Origin of the sequence: Pseudoxanthomonas putridarboris, assembly GCF_038321125.1 — a bacterium.
Classification (GTDB): domain Bacteria; phylum Pseudomonadota; class Gammaproteobacteria; order Xanthomonadales; family Xanthomonadaceae; genus Pseudoxanthomonas_A; species Pseudoxanthomonas_A putridarboris.
In genome coordinates, this window is sequence record NZ_JBBWWT010000001.1 from 520,356 (window position 1) to 543,158 (window position 22,803).

General features: G+C 67.6%; 23 protein-coding genes. 11 read left to right on the forward strand and 12 right to left on the reverse strand.

Annotated elements, in window-relative coordinates; genetic code table 11:
• Positions 1-51: 51 nt before the first annotated feature.
• Positions 52-834, reverse strand: a complete 783-nt coding sequence (locus AAD027_RS02310; protein WP_341724390.1) for a polysaccharide deacetylase family protein — start codon at positions 832-834, stop codon at positions 52-54.
• 54 nt (positions 835-888) lie between these two features.
• On the opposite strand from AAD027_RS02310, the gene grxD reads away from it, so the two are divergent.
• Positions 889-1,818, forward strand: coding sequence for a Grx4 family monothiol glutaredoxin (gene grxD, locus AAD027_RS02315; RefSeq protein ID WP_341724391.1), 930 nt, complete (start codon positions 889-891; stop codon positions 1,816-1,818).
• 195 nt (positions 1,819-2,013) lie between these two features.
• On the opposite strand, the gene AAD027_RS02320 is transcribed toward grxD, so the two are convergent.
• Entirely contained in the window at positions 2,014-2,553 is a 540-nt protein-coding gene (locus AAD027_RS02320; protein ID WP_341724392.1) for a DUF924 family protein, read from the reverse strand.
• Positions 2,554-2,663: 110 nt separating this feature from the next.
• Complete coding sequence (locus AAD027_RS02325) at positions 2,664-3,440, reverse strand: AMP nucleosidase (protein ID WP_341724393.1); 777 nt, start codon at positions 3,438-3,440, stop codon at positions 2,664-2,666.
• Between the two features lie 113 nt (positions 3,441-3,553).
• Here AAD027_RS02325 and AAD027_RS02330 point away from each other — a divergent pair, with 113 nt between their 5' ends.
• Complete coding sequence (locus AAD027_RS02330; protein ID WP_341724394.1) at positions 3,554-4,975, forward strand: amidohydrolase; 1,422 nt, start codon at positions 3,554-3,556, stop codon at positions 4,973-4,975.
• A gap of 110 nt (positions 4,976-5,085) precedes the next feature.
• Positions 5,086-6,342 (forward strand): amidohydrolase family protein, encoded by a 1,257-nt coding sequence (locus tag AAD027_RS02335; protein ID WP_341724395.1) that lies wholly within the window; start codon positions 5,086-5,088, stop codon positions 6,340-6,342.
• An 18-nt stretch (positions 6,343-6,360) separates the two neighbouring features.
• On the opposite strand, the gene AAD027_RS02340 is transcribed toward AAD027_RS02335, so the two are convergent.
• Positions 6,361-8,049 (reverse strand): sensor domain-containing diguanylate cyclase, encoded by a 1,689-nt coding sequence (locus AAD027_RS02340; RefSeq protein ID WP_341724396.1) that lies wholly within the window; start codon positions 8,047-8,049, stop codon positions 6,361-6,363.
• Between the two features lie 257 nt (positions 8,050-8,306).
• Between AAD027_RS02340 and AAD027_RS02345 the strand changes: the two genes are divergently transcribed.
• The 3 genes from AAD027_RS02345 to AAD027_RS02355 are packed head-to-tail and all read left to right on the forward strand — an operon-like array spanning position 8,307 to position 10,374.
• Complete coding sequence (locus tag AAD027_RS02345; protein ID WP_341724397.1) at positions 8,307-9,254, forward strand: DegV family protein; 948 nt, start codon at positions 8,307-8,309, stop codon at positions 9,252-9,254.
• A gap of 55 nt (positions 9,255-9,309) precedes the next feature.
• Complete coding sequence (locus AAD027_RS02350; RefSeq protein WP_341724398.1) at positions 9,310-9,654, forward strand: hypothetical protein; 345 nt, start codon at positions 9,310-9,312, stop codon at positions 9,652-9,654.
• Between the two features lie 48 nt (positions 9,655-9,702).
• Entirely contained in the window at positions 9,703-10,374 is a 672-nt protein-coding gene (locus AAD027_RS02355; protein WP_341724399.1) for a Dph6-related ATP pyrophosphatase, read from the forward strand.
• A gap of 100 nt (positions 10,375-10,474) precedes the next feature.
• On the opposite strand, the gene fghA is transcribed toward AAD027_RS02355, so the two are convergent.
• The 4 genes from fghA to AAD027_RS02375 all read right to left on the reverse strand — a co-directional run bounded on the left by fghA (position 10,475) and on the right by AAD027_RS02375 (position 14,442).
• On the reverse strand, positions 10,475-11,305 hold the full coding sequence (gene fghA / locus AAD027_RS02360) for an S-formylglutathione hydrolase (RefSeq protein ID WP_341724400.1): 831 nt from the start codon (positions 11,303-11,305) through the stop codon (positions 10,475-10,477).
• Between the two features lie 151 nt (positions 11,306-11,456).
• Complete coding sequence (locus AAD027_RS02365) at positions 11,457-12,566, reverse strand: S-(hydroxymethyl)glutathione dehydrogenase/class III alcohol dehydrogenase (protein ID WP_341724401.1); 1,110 nt, start codon at positions 12,564-12,566, stop codon at positions 11,457-11,459.
• Between the two features lie 57 nt (positions 12,567-12,623).
• Positions 12,624-12,899: a metal/formaldehyde-sensitive transcriptional repressor gene (locus AAD027_RS02370; RefSeq protein ID WP_341724402.1), complete on the reverse strand. Its 276-nt coding sequence runs from the start codon at positions 12,897-12,899 to the stop codon at positions 12,624-12,626.
• 178 nt (positions 12,900-13,077) lie between these two features.
• Positions 13,078-14,442 carry a glutamate--cysteine ligase gene (locus tag AAD027_RS02375; RefSeq protein ID WP_341724403.1) on the reverse strand — a complete coding sequence of 455 codons (1,365 nt, stop codon included), beginning with the start codon at positions 14,440-14,442 and terminating at the stop codon, positions 13,078-13,080.
• 184 nt (positions 14,443-14,626) lie between these two features.
• On the opposite strand from AAD027_RS02375, the gene AAD027_RS02380 reads away from it, so the two are divergent.
• Positions 14,627-15,343 (forward strand): VIT1/CCC1 transporter family protein, encoded by a 717-nt coding sequence (locus tag AAD027_RS02380; protein WP_341724732.1) that lies wholly within the window; start codon positions 14,627-14,629, stop codon positions 15,341-15,343.
• A 115-nt stretch (positions 15,344-15,458) separates the two neighbouring features.
• Here AAD027_RS02380 and yihA read toward each other — a convergent pair whose 3' ends face one another.
• Positions 15,459-16,058 (reverse strand): ribosome biogenesis GTP-binding protein YihA/YsxC, encoded by a 600-nt coding sequence (yihA, locus tag AAD027_RS02385; RefSeq protein ID WP_341724404.1) that lies wholly within the window; start codon positions 16,056-16,058, stop codon positions 15,459-15,461.
• A 140-nt stretch (positions 16,059-16,198) separates the two neighbouring features.
• Here yihA and AAD027_RS02390 point away from each other — a divergent pair, with 140 nt between their 5' ends.
• The 4 genes from AAD027_RS02390 to AAD027_RS02405 all read left to right on the forward strand — a co-directional run bounded on the left by AAD027_RS02390 (position 16,199) and on the right by AAD027_RS02405 (position 19,491).
• A complete protein-coding gene (locus tag AAD027_RS02390) occupies positions 16,199-16,984 on the forward strand; it encodes a c-type cytochrome (protein ID WP_341724405.1) in 786 nt (261 codons plus the stop codon).
• Between the two features lie 122 nt (positions 16,985-17,106).
• Positions 17,107-17,757 (forward strand): thiol:disulfide interchange protein DsbA/DsbL, encoded by a 651-nt coding sequence (locus AAD027_RS02395; protein WP_341724406.1) that lies wholly within the window; start codon positions 17,107-17,109, stop codon positions 17,755-17,757.
• A gap of 103 nt (positions 17,758-17,860) precedes the next feature.
• Positions 17,861-18,697: a thiol:disulfide interchange protein DsbA/DsbL gene (locus AAD027_RS02400; RefSeq protein ID WP_341724407.1), complete on the forward strand. Its 837-nt coding sequence runs from the start codon at positions 17,861-17,863 to the stop codon at positions 18,695-18,697.
• Between the two features lie 23 nt (positions 18,698-18,720).
• The gene (locus tag AAD027_RS02405; RefSeq protein WP_341724408.1) at positions 18,721-19,491 is read left to right on the forward strand and encodes an endonuclease/exonuclease/phosphatase family protein; all 771 of its coding nucleotides are present in this window, start codon (positions 18,721-18,723) and stop codon (positions 19,489-19,491) included.
• A gap of 444 nt (positions 19,492-19,935) precedes the next feature.
• Here the strand turns inward: AAD027_RS02405 and AAD027_RS02410 are convergent, their stop codons facing one another.
• The 3 genes from AAD027_RS02410 to AAD027_RS02420 all read right to left on the reverse strand — a co-directional run bounded on the left by AAD027_RS02410 (position 19,936) and on the right by AAD027_RS02420 (position 22,793).
• Positions 19,936-21,063 (reverse strand): alkene reductase, encoded by a 1,128-nt coding sequence (locus AAD027_RS02410; RefSeq protein WP_341724409.1) that lies wholly within the window; start codon positions 21,061-21,063, stop codon positions 19,936-19,938.
• Positions 21,064-21,203: 140 nt separating this feature from the next.
• A complete protein-coding gene (locus AAD027_RS02415) occupies positions 21,204-21,968 on the reverse strand; it encodes an SDR family NAD(P)-dependent oxidoreductase (RefSeq protein WP_341724410.1) in 765 nt (254 codons plus the stop codon).
• A 54-nt stretch (positions 21,969-22,022) separates the two neighbouring features.
• On the reverse strand, positions 22,023-22,793 hold the full coding sequence (locus tag AAD027_RS02420) for an SDR family oxidoreductase (RefSeq protein ID WP_341724411.1): 771 nt from the start codon (positions 22,791-22,793) through the stop codon (positions 22,023-22,025).
• Positions 22,794-22,803: the final 10 nt, after the last annotated feature.

Sequence of the window (22,803 nt, forward strand, 5' to 3'; positions counted from 1 at the left end):
GCAGGCTGTCATTACGTATCCGCGGATCGTAGCGGCGCGCCAAGGCGCACCCTACGGCGGCTCCGGCAACACCGTGCGGTAGCCCTGCGCGTCCAGCCACGCCAGCAGTTGCTCCAGGATCGCCACGTTGTAGCCATGCGCCGCGCCTTCATGCAGCAGCACGATGGCGCCGGGCCGGAGGTCGCGGGTGATCCGCGCCAGCACCTGCGCCGGTTCGCAGTCCACGCCGTCGAAGCCGCGCGCGCTCCATGCCACCCGCGCCAGCGCATGCCGCTTCAGCGACAGCCCCACGAACGGATTGGTCATGCCCACCACGCTGCGGAACCAGCGCGGCGTCTGCCCGGTGATGGCGGTCAGGATGGACTGGCTGCGGCCGATCTCGGCTTCCAGCGCGCCCGGGCCCAGTCGCCAGAAGCGCAGGTCCGGATGGCTGGCGCTGTGGTTGCCGATGCCGTGGCCGCGGTCGCGGATGGCCTGCACCAGCGCCGGCTGCGCCAGCGCGCGGTCGCCGACCAGGAAGAACGTCGCCCTGGCGCCGAAGCGATCCAGCAGATCCAGCAACGCCGGCGTGTCGGCCGAGGGGCCGTCGTCGATGGTCAGCCACACCACGCGCTCCGGCGTGGGCAGCCGCGACAGCGCCGGGCAGAACAGCGTGGCGCGCGGATGCAGCGTGGCCCAGACCACGATGAGATGCGTGGCCATCATCGCCGGCAGGCCCACCTGCCAGCCCAACCGCCACCACAGCCATGCCACGCCCACTTGCGACAGCGCCAGCAGGCCCAATATCAAGCCAGGACGGCGCGGCGGGCGATGCAGTGTTCTTGCCGTGGTCATGCCCCATGATGCCACGGGGCGTAAAATGCCCTTCTCACTCCACGGTACCCGTTCATGTCCCTCGATCCCGCCCTGCGCTCGCGCATCGAATCCCTCCTGCAGTCCAACCGCGTGGTGCTGTTCATGAAGGGCCAGCCGAACATGCCGCAGTGCGGCTTCTCCGCCAAGGCGGTCGGCGCACTGGGCGCGCTGGGCGTGGACTACGCCCACGTCAACGTGCTGGCCGACCAGGAAATCCGCGAAGGCATCAAGGTCTACGGCGACTGGCCGACCATCCCACAGCTGTACATCGACGGCGAACTGGTCGGCGGCAGCGACATCATCGAGCAGATGACCAACTCCGGCGAACTGGCCTCGCTGCTGGGCCTGGAAGCGCCCGACCGCACTCCGCCGGCGATCACCATCACCCCTGCCGCCGCCGAGATGCTGCGCAACGCCGTGGCCGACGCCGGCCAGGGCGCCGCGCTGGCGTTGTCGATCAACGCGCAGTTCCAGCCCAACTTCCAGCTGGCGCAGTTCGACGCCAATGCCATCGCCGCCGAATCCAGCGGCGTGCGCGTGCAGTTCGACCTGGCCAGCGCGCGTCGCGCCGACGGCATCACCATAGACTGGGTGGACGACATCCGCGGCAAGGGCCTGGCCATCGACAACCCGAACGCGCCCAAGTCGGTACAGGCGCTGTCGCCGGCGGAAGCCGATGCCAAGGCGCGCGCCAGCGAAGTACTGCTGGTGGACGTGCGCCCCGCCGACGAGCGCGCCATCGCGGCGGTCGAGGTCCCCTTCAGGACCTTCGACGGCAACGGCCGCGCCGAGCTGGAAGCGCTGCCCAAGGACACCGCCATCGCCTTCCTGTGCCGCAGCGGCGGCCGCAGCCAGCAGGCGGCGGAAGAGTTCCGTACGCTCGGCTTCACGAATGTGTTCAACGTCGCCGGCGGCATCAATGCCTGGGCCGACGAGGTGGACGGCACGCTGGGCAAGTACTGAGCCCCGCGCGGCACGCGCAAGACGACGGAAAGCGGGCTTCGGCCCGCTTTCTTTTTGCGCCCTGTGCAAAAAAGCATCGCGCCCATGGGGCGCTCCTACACAGGATTGCCTTGCCTTTGTAGGAGCGCCCCATGGGCGCGATGCTTTCCGTTCAGGATCAGAAGCGCATCCCGCGGGCGACGCGGCGCCCCTTGCCTATCCCGAGAACCCACCGCCCGCCAGGTAGTCGCGCTCTTCCTGCGTCGTTTCGCGGCCCATCGCCTCGTTGCGGTGCGGGAAGCGGCCGAAGCGCGCGATCAGGTCGTAGTGCAGTTGCGCATACTTCAGATAGTTCTCGTCGCCGTGCGCGTGGAACAGGTCCAGGGAACGCTGCTGGTCCTGCAGCGATTCGGAATGCTCGAACGGCATGTAGAAGAAGATCTTCAGCGCCGCATCCACCTGCGTGTCGAACCCCGCCGCGACGGCGCGGTCCGCGTAGTGCCGCGCCAGTCCGTCGGTGGCGTAGGAATGCGCGCTCTGGCGGAAGCAGTTGCGCGGGAACTGGTCCAGCAGCAACACCAGCGCCAGCGCGCCCTCGGCATCGCCCATCCAGCCCTCCAGCTCACGCCGCGCCGCGCGGAAATGCAGCCCGCGGAAACGCTGATCGAAATCCGCGTCGAACGCATCGTCGTTGGCGAACCACTTCTCGTAACCGGCGTTGCGCCAGAAATCGATGACATCGCGACTCGTATCCATATGCTCTTCCACCTGTAGGAGCGCCCCTTGGGCGCGATGCTCTTGCTCATGATGTTGGGGAGAAGCATCGCGCCCAAGCGGCGCTCCTACAAGTCGCGACCGGTTGCGGACTACTCGTCGAACCGCAGATGCCGCACCGACTTGCCGTTGCGGCGGATGAGTTTCAGCGCTTCGATGCCGATGGTGATGTGATTCTCGACGAATTGCGAGCTGACCTTGGCGTCGGAGGCCTCGGTCTTGATGCCTTCGGGGATCATCGGCTGGTCGCTGACCAGCAGCAGGGCGCCGCTGGGGATGCGGTTGGCGAAGCCGGCGGCGAACACCGTCGCGGTCTCCATGTCGATGGCCATGCAGCGCAGCTTGCGCAGATATTCCTTGAATGCCACGTCGTGTTCCCACACGCGGCGGTTGGTCGTGTAGACGGTGCCGGTCCAGTAGTCGTGGCCCAGGTCGCGGATCATGGTGGACACGGCGCGCTGCAGCGCGAAGGCCGGCAGCGCCGGCACTTCCGGCAGCAGGTAGTCGTTGCTGGTGCCCTCGCCGCGCACGGCCGCGATGGGCAGCACCAGATCGCCCAGCTGGTTCTTGCGCTTCAGCCCGCCGCACTTGCCCAGGAACAGCACCGCCTTGGGCATGATGGCCGACAGCAGATCCATCATGGTGGCGGCATTGGGGCTGCCCATGCCGAAGTTGATCATGGTGATGCCGTCGGCGGTGGCGCTGGCCATGGGACGGTCCAGGCCGACGATGGGCGCACCGGTCAACTGCGAGAACACGTTGAGGTAGCCGCCGAAGTTGGTCAGCAGGATGTGTTCGCCGAACTGGTCCAGCGGCACGCCGGTATAGCGCGGCAGCCAGTTGTCGACGATCTCGGTCTTGTCTTTCATTGCGCTCTCTCTGGTCTTCTTCTTTGGTCGCAATTCTGGCACGCGGGCACGTCCCGCACTTGGCATCGGCGCCGCCTGCGGTTAGGTTTTCCTCCTCTCCCAGGGGAAACACCATGCGAACGACCTTGCTGGCCGGGCTTGTCCTGGCCTTGCTGGGCGACGCTGCCAGCGCCGCCACGCCCACCTCCCGCTTCACCCAGGACCCGTACCCCAGCACCTACCGCGCCATCGCCGCCGGCCCGGTGCTGCTGACCAACGCCACCGTGCTGACCGGCGCCGGCGAGCGCCTGGACGGCGCCGACGTGCTGCTGGCCGACGGCAAGATCGCCGCGGTGGGCGTCGGCCTGTCCGCGCCGGCCGACGCCGCCCGCGTGGACGCCACCGGCAAGTGGGTCACACCCGGCCTGATCGACGTGCACTCTCACCTGGGCGTGTACCCCAGCCCGGGGGTGAAGGCGCACAGCGACGGCAACGAGATGACCGCGCCGGTGACGGCGAACGTGTGGGCGGAGCATTCGGTCTGGGCGCAGGATCCCGGCTTCCATGCCGCGCTGGCCGGCGGCATCACCTCGCTGCAGATCCTGCCCGGCTCGGCCAACCTGGTCGGCGGGCGCGGGGTGACGCTGAAGAACGTGCCGTCCACCAGCTACCAGGGCATGAAGTTCCCGGGCGCGCCGTGGGGCCTGAAGATGGCCTGCGGCGAGAATCCCAAGCGCGTCTACGGCGGCAAGGCCGGCCCGGCCACCCGCATGGGTAACGTGGCCGGCTACCGCGCGGCCTTCATCGACGCCAGCGAGTACCTGAAGAAGAACGCGCCCAAGCCGCAGCAGCCGAAGAAGAAGCGCTGGTGGGAACGCGCGTCCGGCGACGACAAGGCGGACAGCTCCGGCGACAGCGGCGGCAAGCGCGACCTGAAGCTGGACACGTTGGCCGGCGCGATCAACGGCGAGATCCTGGTGCACATCCACTGCTACCGCGCCGACGAGATGGCGACGATGCTGGACCTGGCCAAGGAGTTCGGCTTCAAGGTGGCCGCGTTCCACCACGGCGTGGAAGCGTACAAGCTGGCCGACCGGCTGGCGCAGGAGAACGTCTGCGGCGCGCTGTGGGCGGACTGGTGGGGCTTCAAGATGGAGGCCTTCGACGGCATCCAGGAGAACATCGCGCTGGTGGACCGCCCGGCCAACAGCTGCGCCATCGTGCATTCGGATTCGAGCGAAGGCATCCAGCGGCTCAACCAGGAAGCGGCCAAGGTGATGGCCAACGCGCGTCGCGCCGGCATGGCCGAGATCCCGCCCGAGCGCGCGATCCGCTGGCTGACCGGCAACGCCGCCAAGGCGCTGGGCATCGCCGGGGAAACCGGCACGCTGGAGGCCGGCAAGATGGCCGACGTGGTGGTCTGGAACCAGAATCCCTTCAGCGTGTACGCCAAGGCCGAGCAGGTCTACATCGACGGCGCGCGCATCTACGACCGCAATGACCGCGGCCGGCAACCGGTCTCGGACTTCATGCTGGGACAGGAGGCGATGCCATGAGCCGCGTCCGCGACCTTTCCCGTCATCCCAGCGAACGCCGGGACCCAGCGACTTCCGTTCCGCCATCCACGCATTCACAGCAAAGGCACTGGGTCCCGGCGTTCGCCGGGATGACGGCCAAGGCGGCGGCACTGATTGCTTGCATGCTGGTTGCTTCCACCGCGCTCGCACAGGACGTCCTCATCCGCAACGCCACCGTGCACACGGCCGGCGCGCAGGGCACGCTGCGGAATGCCGACGTGCTGGTGCGCAACGGCGTGATCCAGTCGGTGGGCAACGGCCTGGCCGCTCCCGCGGGCGCCAGCGTGGTGGATGCGGAAGGCAAGGCGCTGACGCCGGCGCTGTTCGGCGGCATCACCGAGATCGGCATCGAGGAAGTGTCCGGCGAGTCGTCCACCGACGATGCCGCGGTGACGCTGGCGAACCAGCCGATGCGGCCGGAGTTCGACGTGACGCTGGCCTACAACCCCGCCTCGGTGCTGGTCCCGGTGGCACGCGTGGAAGGCATCGGCTTCACCCTGCTGGGCGCGACCACCGGTGGCTCCTTCATCGCCGGCCAGGGCGGCGTGGTGCGACTGGACGGCAGCGCCGACCCGATCGGGCCGAAGGCGTTGTTCGTGCGGCTGGGCAGCGGTGCGCTGGGCCTGAGCGGCAATTCGCGCGCGGCGCAGTGGATGTTGCTGGACCAGATGGTCGCCGAGGCGCGCGGCCGCGTGCCGGCCGATTCGCCGCACGCGCTGCTGACGCCGGCCGGCCGGGCCACGCTGGCGCGCTACCTGGCGGGCAACGGGCGCATCGTGGTGGCGGTGAACCGCGCCGCCGACATCCGCCAGTTGCTGCGCTGGTCGCAGCGCGAGCAGGTGCGCATCGCCATCGCCGGCGGCGCGGAAGCGTGGAAGCTGGCGCCGCAACTGGCGCAGGCCCGGGTGCCGGTGTTCGTGGATGCGCTGGCCGCCCTGCCGTCCGACTTCGACCAGATCGGCACCACGCTGGAGAACGCGGCCAGGCTGCGCGCGGCGGGCGTGCCGGTGGGCTTCCACCAGGCCGGCGATTCCTCGCACAACGCGCGCAAGATCCGCCAGTTGGCCGGCAACGCGGTGGTCAACGGCCTGCCGTGGGAAGACGGCCTGGCCGGCCTGACCCGGGTGCCGGCGGAAGCGTTCGGCGTGGCCGATCGCGTGGGCACCATCGCCCCGGGCAAGCTGGCCGACCTGGTGCTGTGGAGCGGCGATCCGCTGGACGTGGCCAACACCGCCGAGCAGGTGTGGCTGGGTGGACGCGCGATGCCGATGCGCTCGCGCCAGACCGAGTTGCGCGACCGCTACCTGCGCGATGCCGGCGCCCTGCCGCGCGCGTACACGAAGTAAGCCGCCACGCGGTCCGCGTCAGTCCACGGGGGCGCCTTCGGGCGCCTCCGTTCTTTCCGCGATGCCGGGCGATGCCGCGCCATGCGGCATCACCCGGTTGCCGCCGGCGCGCTTGGCCACGTACATGGCCTGGTCCGCGCGCGCGATCAGCGATGCGACGCTGTCGCCCGGCACGCCCTGCGCCACGCCGATGCTGGCGGTGACGTCCACCACGATGCCGTCCACCACGGCGCAACCGCGCTGGATGCGGGCGCGCACGCGTTCGGCGATCTGCAGGGCGCTGGCCTGGTCGGCGCCGGCCAGCACCAGCACGAATTCCTCGCCGCCCAGCCGGCCCAGCTGGTCGCCGTACTGGAATTCCTCGCTGACCACGCGCGTCACCGCGCGCAGGCAGGCATCGCCCAGCGCATGGCCGTGGCGGTCGTTGATCTTCTTGAAGTGGTCCAGGTCGATGAACAGCAGCGACACCGGGATCCGTTCGCGCTGCATCTCGATCACCGCCCAGTCCAGCCGGTGCTCGATGCCGCCTCGGTTCAGCACGCCGGTCAGCACGTCGCGCTCGGCGTGTTCCTTGGCGCTGTCGCGCTCGCGGCGGAAGGTCAGCATGCGGTCGGCCAGGCCCAGCGCCAGCACCACCGCATTGAAAGCGTGCACCAGCGGCAGGCCGTAGTCCAGCCAGGAGTCCACGCGCTCGCCGCCGCTGAAGCGGACGGCGCGCCACAGGGTGAAGACCACCAGCGGCACCCACGCGATCAGCACGTAGCCCGCGTGCCGGTGTCCGCGCGACCACGCCAGCGCCAGCGTCGCGATGGCCAGGACATTGGTGAGCAGGAACAGGCCGTTGGCGAGGTCGGGATACCACGTCTTGTCCGCCGGCCACGGCAGCGCCAGCACGAGCAGCATCAGCACGCTGGCATGGACGCCGACCGCCCGCAGCCACTGGCTGGGCCGCGGCGTGGCGCGGCGCAGGCCGGCGTAGTCCTGCCACAGGTAGACCAGCGAGATGCTCGCCAGCGTGCCGATGGCCCAGATGCCGGGCGCGCCGAACCGCGCCAGGCCGCGCAGATACGGCAGCGAATAGGCTTCGCCATACGAGCACAGCATGTACAGCAACTGCAGCAGCATGGTAGCGGCGTACAGCAGGTAGACGCGGTCGCGCAGCATGGCCCAGAACAGCAGCACCGCCAGCGAGACCCCCAGCACCACGCCCAGCGCGGGCAGCAGGCGACGCAGGTGGTTGAGATCGTCGGCGATGTGCGCGGCGCGCGGCTCGACCGCGACATGCAGCGGGTAGCGCGCGCCTTCCACCCTCACGTAGACCGGTCCGTCGCCTGACAGCGGGAACACCAGCGCGCGCCGCAGGTATTGCGGGTCCAGGTTCCGGGCGAACAGGTCCTGCACGCGCGGCGTGCCGCCGGGCCGGTCCAGCACGGTCACGCGCGCGCTGTACGGGTGGTAGACGACCAGCAGCGGCTCGTCGATGCCGGCCACCGGTTGCAGGCGCCACTCGCCGTTGCCAACCACGCGCGCGACCTCGCCGCCGTCGGCATCGAACCGGCGTTCGGAGAAAAGTCCGGCGCGCTGTCCGGCCTGCTGTTCCAGCGTCATCGGCTGGATGCGGTCGATCCGCGCAATGTTCCCCTCGTGCGCTTGCGCCGCCGGCAGCAGGGCCAGAAGCAGCAGTAGCGACCACCACCCCTGTTTCATGTTGCCCCTTGCGTTCGGGCGGAGTGTCGGGCCGCCAGGGCCATCGGGCAAGCCTGCGGAATGAATTTATGTGATCGGTGTCGCATTTAATGGATGATGTATGGCGCAACAAAAACGCAACACAGACCGCACGAGCAGTGTGCGTCAGTTCCACTAATGTGATTTGCCGCACAGTCCTGAGCATCCACGGCAACGGCGGACGCCTTTGTCGGCTAGCTTTGCACGATTAAGTGCGACGGATGCCGGGAGGGGCTGAGATGCGCATTGGAATAGTCGTCGATTCGGCGTGCGATTTGCCGCTGGAATATCTGCAACAACACAACATCGTCATCCTGCCGATCACGGTGCGGATCGGCGAGGCCGTGCTGGCCGACCACCGCGACGAGCAGGCCACGCTGAGCTTCCTGCACGCGCACGTGGCCGAACGCGGCCACGAGGCGGAGACCACGCCGTTCACCGTCAACCAGATCCGCGACCTGTTCCTGGGCCAGCTGGTGATCGACTACGACCACGTCTTCTGCATGACCATCACCAGGACGCGCAGCCCGATCCACGAGAACGCGATGCAGGCCAGTTTCGCCATCCTCAACGACTACAAGCCGGTGCGGCAGGCGGCCGGCCACAATTCGCCGTTCGCGTTGCGGGTGATCGACACGCAGAACCTGTTCGCGGCGCAGGGCGTCACCGCGGTGGAAGCGGTGCGCATGCGCGAGGCCGGCGCCAGCGTGCAGCAGATCCGCGTGCGCCTGGAGGAACTGGCCAACAACACGCACGGCTACATGATCCCGCGCGACCTGTACTACCTGCGCGCCCGCGCCCGCACCAAGGGCGACCGCAGCGTGGGACTGCTGAGCGCCGCGCTGGGCAGTGCGCTGGACATCAAGCCGGTGCTGTACGGTCACGCCGGCAACACCGAGCCGGTGGCCAAGATCAAGGGCTTCGACAATGCGGTGGAACAGATGTTCAAGTTCGCCGGCGGCCGCGTGATCGCCGGATTGATGACGCCCACCCTGTGCCTGAGTTACGGCGGCGAACTGTCGGAGATGCGCGCGCTGCCCGGCTACCAGCGCCTGCGCGACATCTGCGAGAACAACAAGGTCGAGGTGTTCGAAAGCGTGATGAGCCTGACCGGCATGGTCAACGTGGGCAAGGGCGCGGTGGTGGTCGCGTTCGCCGGCCCCCCGGCACCGTTCAAGGCGGCATAACGACGGCCTAACGCGCCCCGGATAATCTATCGGCCTGAACAGAGCCGAGGGTGCCATGGCGGTCCGTTACTACATCAGCCTGCCGGATCCCGGCCGCGCACGCGGCGGGGATCCGGCTTTCAGTTTCAACGCCAATGGCGCCGACGAGTTCGCTGCCCAGCTGCAGAACGCACTGCGCACCAGCACCCTGTTCGACCGCTGGCGCGACAGCCAGGACGAACCGGACGAAGTCGATCCCGGCCTGAGCGTGGTGGACGCCGGCGCCACCGTCTCCGGGCAGCAGGACGACCTGCGCATCATGCTGGTGGCCACCTCGTCGATCCCCGGCCAGGTGCTGAAGCACCGGCTGCGTTTGCTGGCCGGCCAGGGCTGGGAGTTGCGCGATGTGTCGGCTGCGTGAAGCGCGGCCCCGGCGCGACCTGCCCGCGGCCGCCTGATGAGCCATCGCATGCCCGTGCTGCTGTCGTGGAGCGGCGGCAAGGACGCCGCGTGGACGCTGCATGCGCTGAGGCAGCGCGATGACGTGGAGGTGGTGGGACTGCTGACCACGGTGACGCGGGAGTACGACCGCGTTTCGATGCAGGGCATCCGCCGCACGGTGCTGCACGCGCAGGCGCGGGCGGCGGAACTGCCGCTGATCGAGGCGATGATTCCCGCACACTGCGGCAACGACGACTATGAGCGGGCGATGGCATCCGCGCTTGCGGAAGCGGCGGCACGCTGGCCGGACCTGCGCACGGTCGCGTTCGGCGACCTGTTCCTGGAAGACATCCGCGCCTGGCGCGAAGCCAATTGCGCACGCATCGGCTGGCGGGCGATCACACCGTTGTTCGGCCTGGACACGGCGTCATTGGCGCGGGAAATGATCCGCGACGGACTGCGCGCCGACGTCTGCTGCGTGGACATGCAGCAACTCGATGCCCGTTTTGCCGGGCGCGGCTTCGATGCCGCGCTGCTCGACGAACTGCCCGCCCGCGTGGACCCGTGCGGCGAGAACGGCGAGTTCCACACCTGCGTCCGCGCCGGGCCGATGTTCGACGCACCGCTGGACCTGGCGAAGGGCGATACCGAACTGCGCGACGGCCGCTTCGCCTTCACCGATTTCGCATTGACCCTGTAGGAGCGCCCTTGGGCGCGATGCCTTTCTCCCTGCGCATCCGGCAAAAAGCATCGCGGCCCAGGCCGCTCCTACAACCAAGAGCGTCATGGCCAGGACCACGCTACGGTTTCAACGCCCTTGCATGGTGCGCGATGTGCTCGCCGATGAAGCTGGCGATGAAGTAATAGCTGTGGTCGTAGCCGGGCTGCAGGCGCAGGGTCAGCGGATGACCCGCGGCCTCGCAGGCCTCGCGCAGCAGTTGCGGCTTCAACTGCGTGTGCAGGAATTCGTCGGCGTCGCCCTGGTCGATCAGCAGCGGCAGCTTTTCCTGCGCACCCTTCACCAGTTCGACGGCATCGTATTGTTTCCATGCCTCGCGATCGTCGCCGAGATACGCGGTGAACGCTTTCTCGCCCCACGGCACCTGCGAAGGCGCGACGATCGGCGAGAACGCCGACACGCTGCGGTAGCGGCCTGGATTCTTCAATGCCACGACCAGCGCGCCATGCCCGCCCATCGAGTGGCCGCTGATCGCGCGCGCATCCGTGACCGGGAAGTTCGCTTCGACCAGCGCCGGCAGTTCCGACTCGATGTAGTCGTACATGCGGTAGTGCGACGACCATGGCGCCTGCGTGGCGTTGACGTAGAAGCCCGCGCCCTTGCCCAGGTCGTAGCCGTCCGCATCGGCCACGCCGTCGCCGCGCGGGCTGGTGTCCGGCGCGACGACGACCACGCCGTGCTCGGCCGCGTAGCGCTGCGCGCCGGCCTTGGTGATGAAGTTCTGCTCGGTGCAGGTCAGGCCGGAAAGCCAGTACAGTACCGGCAGCCTTTCCTTCTCCGCCTGCGGCGGCAGGTAGACGGCGACGTCCATCGTGCAACCCAGCACTGCCGACTCGTGCCGGTACACGTCCTGCCAGCCGCCGAAGCAGGCGCGGTGTTCGATGCGTTCCATGAAGCACTCCTTTGATTCTGCCCCCTCTCCCGCTTGCGGGAGAGGGCTGGGGTGAGGGCAACGACGAGCAGGGCTACCGCGCCTCCGGAGCGCCCTCATCCGGCGCTTCGCGCCCCCTTCTCCCGCAAGCGGGAGAAGGGAAGATCATTGATCAGTAATGCACCACCGACCGGATCGACTTGCCCTCGTGCATCAGGTCGAAGGCGTCGTTGATCTCGTCCAGCGGCATGGTGTGGGTCACGAACGGCGCCAGTTCGATCTCGCCCTTCATCGCGTCCTCGACCATGCCCGGCAGCTGCGAGCGGCCCTTCACGCCGCCGAAGGCGGTGCCCATCCACTTGCGGCCCGTCACCAACTGGAACGGCCGCGTGGAGATTTCCTGCCCGGCGCCGGCCACGCCGATGATCACCGACTGGCCCCAGCCGCGGTGCGCGCACTCCAGCGCGGCGCGCATGACGTTGACGTTGCCGATGCACTCGAACGAGTGGTCCACGCCCCAGCCGGTCATCTCCACGATCACCTGCTGGATCGGCTTGTCGTGGTCCTTGGGATTGACGCAATCGGTTGCGCCGAATTGCTTCGCCATCTCGAACTTGGCCGGGTTGGTGTCGATGGCGATGATGCGACCAGCCCTGGCCTGGCGCGCGCCCTGGATCACCGCCAGGCCGATCCCGCCCAGGCCGAATACCGCGACCGAATCGCCCGGCTGCACCTTGGCGGTGTTGTGCACGGCACCGATGCCGGTGGTGACGCCGCAACCGAGCAGGCAGACGTGCTCCGGGTTCGCCTCGGGATTGATCTTCGCCAGCGACACTTCCGCCACAACCGTGTACTCGCTGAAGGTCGAGCAGCCCATGTAGTGATGGATCGGCTGACCTTCGTAGGAGAAACGCGTGGTGCCATCCGGCATCACGCCCTTGCCCTGCGTCGCGCGCACCGCCACGCACAGGTTGGTCTTGCCGGACTTGCAGAACTCGCACTCGCGGCACTCTGCGGTATACAGCGGGATCACGTGGTCGCCGGGCTTCACGCTCGTCACGCCCTCGCCGACTTCGACCACCACGCCCGCACCCTCGTGCCCCAGCACGGCCGGGAACAGGCCCTCCGGATCGTCGCCCGACAGCGTAAAGGCATCGGTGTGGCAGACGCCGGTGTGGGTGATCCTGACCAGCACCTCGCCCTTGCGCGGCGGCTCGACGTCGATCTCGACGATCTTCAGAGGTTCGCCCGCGGCGAAGGCGACGGCGGCGCGTGATTTCATGGCGGTACTCCTGCAGTGATGCGAATGGGAAAGGGTGGACGGCAGCGTCCACACGGACTATTTGAGATAGGAACGGACCAGCCCGGCCATTTCCTTCACCCGCGCCCGCCGCTGCGCATCGGTGCGCGCCGGCTGGCCGAACTCCTCGCGGATGTGCGCTTCCATCACTTCGGACATCAGCCCGTTGACGGCGCCGCGGATGGCGGCGATCTGCTGCAGCACCGCGCCGCAGTCGGCACCGGCCTCCAGCGCGCGCTCCAGCGCCTCGGCCTGCCCCTTGATGCGGCGCACGCGCGTCAGCACGCGCTTCTTCTCATGGGCGGTGTGGGGCATGGCGGACCGGCCTTTATCCAATACTGGGGTATAGTATATATCCCGGAGCGGATCGTGGGAGCGACGCGAGTCGCGACGGGGCATTACCTTGGTCCTGTCGCGACTCGCGTCGCTCCCACAAGAGCCGGGTTCTTCAGCGCACGGCACTCGCGATGCCGTTCCCGGAAAATGGAACCCCTCAATACGCGAATTCGCGGAACACGCGGTCGATGTCGCCGTTCCACTCGCCATGGAACAGGGCCAGCTTGCGCTCGGCGGGGGTTTCGTTGGCTTCGACGATCTCGACCAGCGCATCCAGGAAGCCGGTCTCGTCCATGCCGTCGCCGTTGAGGCGGGCGCGGCGCTTGAGGCCACCGATGGCGATCTTCACCGCTTCGGCCGCCAGGTCGCGCACGGTGCCGTCGCGGAAGGGCAGCCGCAGGGCGTGCCTGGGCACGCCGTCGCGCAGGGCGTGGCGTTCTTCCAACGTGAAGTCCCTCACAAGGTCCCACGCGGCATCCAGCGCCGCGTCGTCGTACAGCAGCCCCACCCAGAACGCCGGCAGCGCGCACAGGCGGTTCCAGGGGCCGCCGTCGGCGCCGCGCATCTCCAGGAACTTCTTCATCCGCACTTCCGGGAAGGCGGTGGTCATGTGGTCGGACCAGTCGGCCAGCGTCGGCAGCTTGCCGGGCAGCACCGGCAGCCCGCCCTGCAGGAAATCGCGGAAGCTCTGCCCGCTGGCGTCGTGGTAGATGCCGTCGCGGTAGCTGAAGTACATCGGCACGTCGAGCAGGTAATCGACGTAGCGCTCGTAGCCGAAGCCGTCCTCGAACACGAAGTCGAGCATGCCGGTGCGGTCCGGATCGGTGTCGGTCCAGATGTGCGAGCGATAGCTCAGGTAACCGTTGGGCTGGCCCTCGGTGAACGGCGAATCGGCGAACAGCGCGGTGGCGATGGGCTGCAACGCCAGCGATACGCGGAACTTCTTCACCATGTCCGCTTCGGTGGCGTAGTCCAGGTTGACCTGCACCGTGCAGGTGCGCGTCATCATGTCCAGGCCCAACTTCCCGACCTTTGGCATGTACGACTTCATGATCTGGTAGCGGCCCTTGGGCATCCACGGCATCTCGTCGCGCCGCCACTTGGGCTGGAAGCCCATGCCCAGGAACCCGAGCCGCAGTTCGTCGGCCACCTGCTTCACTTCCTTCAGATGGCTGCCGACTTCCACGCAGGTCTGGTGGATGTTCTCCAGCGCGGCGCCGGAAAGCTCCAACTGGCCGGCCGGCTCCAGGGTGACCGAGGCGCCGTCCTTGGACAACGCGATCACGCGGCCCTTCTCCTCGATGGCCTCCCAGCCGAAACGGGTCAATCCTTTCAGCAGGGCCTCGATGCCGCGCTCGCCATCGAACGGCGGCGGACGCAGATCGTCCAGGCGGAAGCCGAATTTCTCGTGCTCCGTGCCGATCCGCCAGTCCTGCGCCGGCTTCTCGCCCGAGGCGATGTACTGCACCAACTGCGCGCGATCGGTGATGAGCGTGTCGGCAACGTGGCTGGGACTGGACAAGGGCAGGGCTCGCGCAAGGGGAAAGCGCAATGTCGGGGCAATGCCCCGCATCGCAAGGCCGGCACTATAACGTGACCGGGTGCGCATCATCATTGCCGCACCATCGCTTCTGTGTTCCGCGATTGCCGATGCTCGAAGCGGGCGGCACTCGACTGCCCGCCGACGCTTGACTACCCTGCCTGCGATGACACGGCACCCCTTAGGCTCTCTCAGCCGCCATCCCGAACGGCACCGCAGCGACCGCGTCGGCTGGCTGCGCGCGGCCGTGCTCGGCGCCAACGACGGCATCGTCTCGGTGGCGGGCATCGTGGTGGGTGTCGCGGCCAGCGGCGCATCGCACGCCACCATCCTGCTGACCGGTATCGCCGGCGTCGTGGCCGGCGCCATGTCGATGGCGGCCGGCGAATACGTGTCCGTGCAGTCGCAGGCCGATACCGAGGCCGCCGACATCGCCACCGAGAAGCACGAACTGCGCGAGGACCCGGCCAGCGAACTGGCCGAACTGGCCAACATCTACGTGAAGCGCGGACTGGAACCCACGCTGGCGCAGCAGGTGGCCGAGCAGCTCACCGCACACGATGCGCTGGCCGCGCATGCGCGCGACGAACTCGGCATCACCGAAACGCTGCGCGCCCGCCCGGTACAGGCCGCGCTGGCGTCGGCCGGCGCGTTCACCGCCGGTGCGGCCCTGCCGATCGCCTCGACCCTGCTGGCCCCGGCCGGCCAGGTGGCGCCGGTCACCATCGCCAGCACCCTGCTCGGCCTGCTGGTGTCCGGCGGACTGGCCGCGCGCGCCGGCGGGGCCCCCATGCTGCGGGGCGCGATCCGGGTCGGATTCTGGGGGGCGCTGGCGATGGTCGCCGCCATGCTGGTCGGCCGGCTGTTCAACGTCGCGATATAGCCGGACCGCCCCCCGCTCTGGTAGGAGCGCCCTATGGGCGCGAGCTTTTTTGCGCAATGCTGGCCTACCAGAAAAAACTCGCGCCCATGGGGCGCTCCTACAGTTTGGGGCGCTCCTACAATTCCAGCCAGTCGGCCACGACCTTGCGCGCGTCCTCCACGCCCTGCTTGGACTCGGCCGAGAAGGTCTGCACGCCAACGGTGTCGCCGAAGGCGGAGAACAGCTCCTTCTTCACCGCCTGCAGCGCATTGCCCTGTTGCCCGCGGCCCAGCTTGTCGGCCTTGGTCAGCAGCGCGTGGGCCGGCAATCCGCGCTGCACGGCGTAGCCCAGCATCTGCCGGTCGTAGTCCTTCAGCGGGTGGCGGATGTCCATCACCACCACCAGCCCCCGCAACGCCTCGCGGGTACGGAAGTAGCGGTCGATGAAGGCCTGCCAGTGGGCCTGCAGGTCCTGCGGCACCTTGGCGTAGCCGTAGCCGGGCAGGTCCACCAGGTAGCGGTCGGGCTGCACCTGGAAGAACACCAGCTGCTGGGTGCGGCCGGGCGTCTTGGACACCCGGGCCAGGCGGTTGTGGTTGACCAGCGCGTTGAGTGCGCTGGACTTGCCGGCGTTGGAACGGCCGGCGAAGGCGACCTCGAACCCGCCGTCGTCCGGCAACTGGCGCGGCGTATGGGCGGAAAGCAGGTAGCTGGCGGAATTCAGGGGGTTCGACATGGCGGTAGCATGGCACGGGCCGGCCCCGCGGGCATGGCGCAAGCCCGCTGAATTGACCGCGCAGGCCCCTCGCGACGATAATTCGCGGGTTTCGCGGTCATCCAACGGACCGCATCAGTCAAGGTTTTCGGAGCTTTAGCATGCGCCACGCTCGCGTTATGGGACTTGCCGGACTGGCCATCGTGGCCGTGGGCGCAGTCGCCTTTGCCCAGACCACGGTGGTTCCGGTGCCGGACAATGCGCCGGTGGAAACCGCGCCGTTGGACATCGACCTCGCCAAGACCACCTGGGGCGATGCCGAGGCCGGCCAGGCCAAGGCCGCGGCCTGCGCCGCCTGCCATGGCGTCGACGGCAACCCGACCGATCCGCAGTACCCGCGCATCGCCGGCCAGAGCGAGCGCTACGTGGCCCACCAGCTGGCGCTGTTCGCCTCCGGCGAGCGCAATACCGGCCTGGCCGCGGTGATGGCCCCGTTCGCCCAGACCCTCAGCGCGCAGGACATGCGCGACGTGGGCGCCTACTTCGCGACCCAGAAGGCCGGCGCCGGCCTGGCCGACGACAGCGTCGTGGCCGACGGCCCATACAAGGACATGAAGTTTTACGAAGTGGGCCAGCAGATCTACCGCGCCGGCGACGCTTCGCGCGGCATCCCCGCCTGCATGGCGTGCCACGGCCCGACCGGCGCCGGCAACCCGGGCCCGGCCTATCCGCACATCGGCGGCCAGATGCAGGACTACACCGTGCGCCGCCTGCAGGAATACAAGGCCGGCACCACCACGCTGAAGGACCCGTCCCTGCACAACATCATGGCGCAGGTGGCCGCGCCGCTGACCGAGCAGGAAATCCAGGCGCTGGCCAGCTACCTGCAGGGCCTGCACGACCGCGCGGACGACGTCGCCGCGGCCAAGGCCGGCGGTTCCAAGTAAGCGGCCCCGAACTGCCGCCGCCTCCGCGCGGCCATGGTTCACAGCTCCTGTTCATCGCGCCGGCCCCACCATGGCCGGCGTTTCTTTTTCCAGTCCCGGAAACGCCCACGGAGACCCGCTCGATGCCCTCGCGACTGCTGCCGCTGCTGATCACCCTGCTGGCCCTGCTTCCCGCCACCGCGCTGGCCGCCACGCCCGCCCCGGCCCCGGTCGAAGGCCAGGACTACCTGGTGATCCCGGAGGGCAAGCCGTTCGCCCCGCTCGACGGCAAGGTGGAGGTGGTGGAAGTCTTCGGCTACACCTGCATCCACTGCGCGAACCTGGAACCTGTCATCGCCCAGTGGAAGACGAAGCTGCCGAGCGACGTGCGCTTCACCCCGGTGCCGGCGGCGTTCGGCGGCTACTGGATTCCCTACGCGCGCGCCTTCTACGCGGCACAACTGCTGGGCGTGCAGGAAAAGACGCACGGCGCGGTGTTCGACGCCCTGCACAGGACGGGCAGCCTGCCCATCCAGAACGCCTCGGCGGACGAGATCGCCGGTTTCTACGCCAGCCAGGGCGTGGACCGGGACAGGTTCATCGCCGCCCTGCGTGGCCCGGACGTGGACGAGCGCCTGGGCAAGGCCCGCGAATGGGTACTGGCCACCGGCGTGGACGGCACGCCCGCCATCATCGTCAACGGCAAGTACCGCGTGATCGGCGGCCGTGGCTACGACGACATGCTGCGCATCGCCGACCAGCTGATCGCCCGCGAGCGCGGCGCCCGCAAGTGATGATCCCGTCATGGCACCGGTCCGCGGCGCCGTGCAGAATGTGATGTCCGGCGCCGTCGGCGGTGCCGCCTCCCTTTCCCCCAGATTCGTTGGAGCCCGAGCGATGAAATCCCGCCACGTCCTGATGTTGTCCCTGCTGCTGCCGGTGCTGGCCGCCTGCGGACCCAAGCCCGCCGACACGACCGCGACGGCGACGGACGCCACCGCGCCGGACATCACCGAGGACGCGGCCACGCCCGCCGCCGAGCCTGCCGATGCCGACGCTTCGCCGGATGCCGCCACGCCGGCCACGGACGCCGATGCCGCTGCGCCGGCTGACGCCACCGCCGCCGGCGACAACCCCATCGTGCCGCCGGAAGGCCCGGCGCCGGTGCCGGGCGTGGACTATGTGGAAATCCCGAACGGCCAGCCGTACGCGCCGCTCAATGGCCAGATCGAAGTCGTGGAGGTGTTCGGCTACGTCTGCCCGGCCTGCGCCCGCTTCGCGCCGGAAATGAGCGCGTGGAAGAAGAAGCAGCCGGCCGACGTGCGCGTCACCTATGTCCCGGTGGTGTTCGGCCCGACCTGGGAGCCCTACGCCAAGGCGTTCTACGCCGCCGAGGCCAAGGGCCTGATCGACCGTACCCACGACGACGTGTTCAGCGCCATCCACCTGCAGCGCACCCTGCCGGGCGAAGGCAAGCCGCCGGCCGATGCCGCCACGCTGGCGAAGTTCTATGCCGGCTACGGCGTCAGCGCGCAGGAGTTCACCAGCCTGGTGAACAGCTTCGGCACAAATGCCAAGATCAGCCGCGGCATGCAGTTCGCCCAGCGCTCCGGCGTGGAAGGCACGCCGACCCTGGTCATCAACGGCAAGTACCGCGTGACTGGCGGCCGGACCTATCCGGACATGCTGCGCATCGCCGACCACCTGATCGCGCAGGAACGCGCCCAGCGCTGAACGCCGCGGAAGCCCCCACTTCCATGATCGACTCCCCCGCCACGCGGCGGTTGCGTGTGCTGAGCGCCAACATCCAGGCCGGTTCCAGCACGCGCCGCTACAGCGACTACGTGACGCGCAGCTGGTCGCATGCCCTGCCGGCGGGCAACAAGCGCGGCAGCCTGGACGTCATCGCGCAGCTGGCGGGCGAGCACGACATCGTCGGCCTGCAGGAAGCCGACCCGGGCAGCCTGCGCTCGGGTTTCACCAACCAGACGCACTACCTGGCCGAGCGCGCCGGCTTCGACTACTGGACCCACCAGCCGAACCGCAACGTCGCGCGCGTGGCCGGCAGCGCCAACGGCCTGCTGAGCAAGCTGGAGCCGGTGGAAGTCACGGACCACGCCCTGCCCGGCCGCATCAGCGGCCGCGGCGTGCTGCTGGCCCGTTTCGGCGACGGCAGGGAAGGTCTGACCGTGGCGGTGGCGCACCTGTCGCTGGGCGCCACCTCGCGCCGCTCGCAGCTGTCCTTCATCGCGGAGCTGCTGTCGGATCACCCGCACGCGGTGCTGATGGGCGACTTCAACTGCGTGCCCGACACGCCGGAAATGGAAGTGCTCTACAGGCACACGCGCCTGCGTCCGCCGCAGTTCAGCGTCCCCACGTTCCCCAGCTGGCGGCCGCAGCGCGCCATCGACCACATTCTGGTCAGCGCCGACATGGCGACCGCCGACGCCCGCGCCATGCCCGCGGCCAACTCCGACCACCTCGCGCTGGCGATGAACATCGACGTGCCGGCGATCGCGTTGCGCTGACGCTGTAAAACCCTCAAGCGCGTCTGCGGGATCGGATAATGGAGGGCGGCTTCCGGCCGATAGCGGACCGAGGAGTCCACTTGGCGCACGGGAACCGACCGAGGCTCTCCGAGCAGCGAGGAGGCTGAGCCGGGGATTGCGGAATCGGCCGAGGAACCGCCCCGATCGCAGCCCAGTCCGACGAGACGCGATCAGGACTCAGGATCGTACATAATCTCGCGCACCTCCTGGGCACAACGACAGGACGAGGCGATCTTCGCCGCCCACATCAGTGCTTTGTCTCGGGATGGCACTTCCTATCGTTGGCCCTTTATCACTCACCATTTGTTCCTTCCGTTTGGTCCGCAAGCGCCTCGGTTCGGGCTTCAGCGAGGAAGCCCATCGCGATGGCGACTCTTCCTCGCCAATGGTTCTATTCCTGGGCAAGCAAAATATACTGTCCCGTTACGCCGGGACGTAAGGCGAATAGTCCACGTATCCCTTCGCCGTGCCACCGTAGTACGTGTTGCGATCTGGCGTGGTCAGCGGCCAACCGTTCTTCAGCCGCGCAACCAAGTCAGGATTGGCGATGAAAGGCTGGCCGAAGGCCGCGAGGTCGACCAATCCAGAATCAACGAGATCCTGCGCGCGTTCCAGCGTCATATTTCCCGCCAGAATCAACGCCGTAGCACCCAATTTTTCTTTGCAGTTTCTCAGGAGCCTGACAAATGCCTGTTCCTGTACTGCAACGCTTTCATCGAGCAGGAAGAAGCCGTTCTGATCCGACACGTGGACATAGGCAATGCCACGCTCGCTCATGCCTTCGCAGAGTGCCAGGTATGTCTCGTCGATTTCAGGAAAATCCGGCATATCGAACAGCCGGCCGTAGGGTGAGATCCGGATACCCACTCGCTCCGCGCCAACGCGGGCGCAGATTGCGTCAACCACTTCAAAGACGAATCGCAGGCGATCATCCAAGTTACTTGCCGCATAGCGATCTGTGCGGTCGTTCACCAGCGGGTTCAGGAACTGATCGATCAGATAGCCATTGGCGCCGTGGATCTCCACGCCATCGAAACCGGCCTCCAGGGCGTTGGCCGCGGCCTGGGCGAAATCCTCGACCACTCGGGCGACCTCATCGGTAGTCAGCGCGCGAGGAGTGGAAGCCGGCACTTCACCTGGTTCGCCCGACTCTGTATAGGCGAACGCCGTGACGCCCTGCGCGGCCTTGTTCGAGGCACTGACCGGAGCACGGCCATCGATCTGCAGTGACGTATGGGACACCCGCCCCACATGCCACAACTGCGCGAAGATCCTGCCGCCCACACTATGCACGGAGTCGGTGGTCAGCTTCCATCCTTGAACCTGCTCTTGGGTGTAGATGCCGGGAACGAACAAGTAGCCCTGTCCTTCGCGGGAAATCGAAGTCCCTTCAGTGATGATCAAGCCAGCAGTGGCCCTTTGTGCGTAGTGCAAGGCCATTTGCTCCGTCGCAATGTGTTGCGGTGCGCGTGATCGTGTCATTGGAGCCATGACGAGACGATTTTTCAGGGGCAGTCCGCGGAGGGTGTAGCTATCGAACAGGTCAGTCATTTGGATAAGTCCTCAAGTTAAAAAAACGTGCTGCCGAACGATCCGGTTTGGAACACGTTCACTCGTTCGGCAGAGTCCACGCAAAGCCGGTGATGCCCAATATCTAAAAGGCGGCGGCATGCTTTTTTCGCTGCTTCTCTTCACGCAGTGAATCCACCATTTACATCGAGCACGGATCCGGTGATGAAGGCCGCGTCGGGTCCGGCAAGAAAGACAATCGCGGCCGCGACTTCCTTGAGTTCCGCAGGCCGTTGAATCGCGTGCGATTCCATGATGATCGGCGGAAGACTCTCCAGCGACCCGACGGCGTCCGCCGCCATGTCCGTATCCATCACCCCCGCCTGGACGACGTTCACCGTGATGTTGCGCGGGCCAAGATCACGTGCCGCGCCGCGCGTGTACCCAATGACAGCGGCCTTGCTCGCCGCATAGTCCGCGACGCCAGGGAAGCCAACGCGCGTGCCAAGACCCGAGCCGACCGAGATGATGCGACCGCCCTCCGGTAACACTTCGACAGCCGCGCGGATATTGGCGACCACCCCCAAGGTGTTGACCCTCCACTGACGGTCCAAGCCGGCGTTGTCGATGGCCGGGTCATCGATGGTCTTGCCCTGCAACGCGATGGCGGCGTTGTTGACCAGGATGTCGAGCTTGCCGAGTTCCGCGACCACCTTCTGAACCAGCGGCTTGGACGCGGCGGGATCGCCCTGATCGGCCTGGATCGCCACAGCGCGCACGCCCTTCGCCTTCAGCGCTTCTACGACGGCCGCGGCCTTTTCGGCTGAAGCCACATAGCTGATTGCCACGTGGGCGCCTTGATCGGCCAGCGCGAGAGCGGTTGCAGCTCCCAGGCCGCGCGAGCCTCCAGTGACGAGGGCAACCTTGCCCGCGAGCGTCTTACTCATGATGAAGTTCTCGATGGATGAAACGTTGTGTAGAAATGGAAAAGAACGCGACGCTCACCAGGGCAGGCGCTCGTCGAGAAAGAAGAAGCCGCCCGTCGCCCCCTGCTCATCGAGACTCGCGTACTGGACGGCGGTGCGCGCACCCTCTTCGACGCTCATGTCCGCCTGGCTGCCGCCCATGGCTGTGCGCAACCAACCCGGGTGGATCGTATTGACCTTGATCGGCGTACCGCGCAACTCCTCGGCAATCAGTACGGTGAAGGCGTTGAGAGCGGCTTTCGAGGTGTCATAGGCAAGCGCATGCCCCGGATAAACGGGCGAACTCGGATCCGATAGGTGCGTGAGGGAGCCCCTGATACTCGACACATTCACGACCCGGCCCGCATCCGACCGTTTCAGCAACGGGAGCAGGCCTTGCGTCAGAAACAATGGAGCGAAGAAGTTGGCCTCGAACGTATCCCGCATCACGTTGACTGGCGTCTGGCTGGGGCGCCATGTCGCCGGCATACCCGCATCAGGACTGTCGAGCAACACGCCCGCGTTGTTGACCAGTATGTCGAGCCGGCCATGCGACTGGTCGATCGCCAGGCACGCCGCGCGTCGGTCGTCGTCGCTGGTCACGTCGAGCTGGAGCGCAGAAGCCATCAGGCCTTGGCTGCGCAAATCGGACGCGACCGCTTCGGCCTTCACGCCATCCCGCGCTCCGACAATCACATGCGCGCCTCGCGCCGCAAGCTGTCTGGCGATTTCGACACCCAAGCCGCGTGCGGCCCCGGTGACGAGCGCAGTCTTGCCGTTGAGGGGGGCTGCTGCGTTGTTTGCCATGGCGATGCTC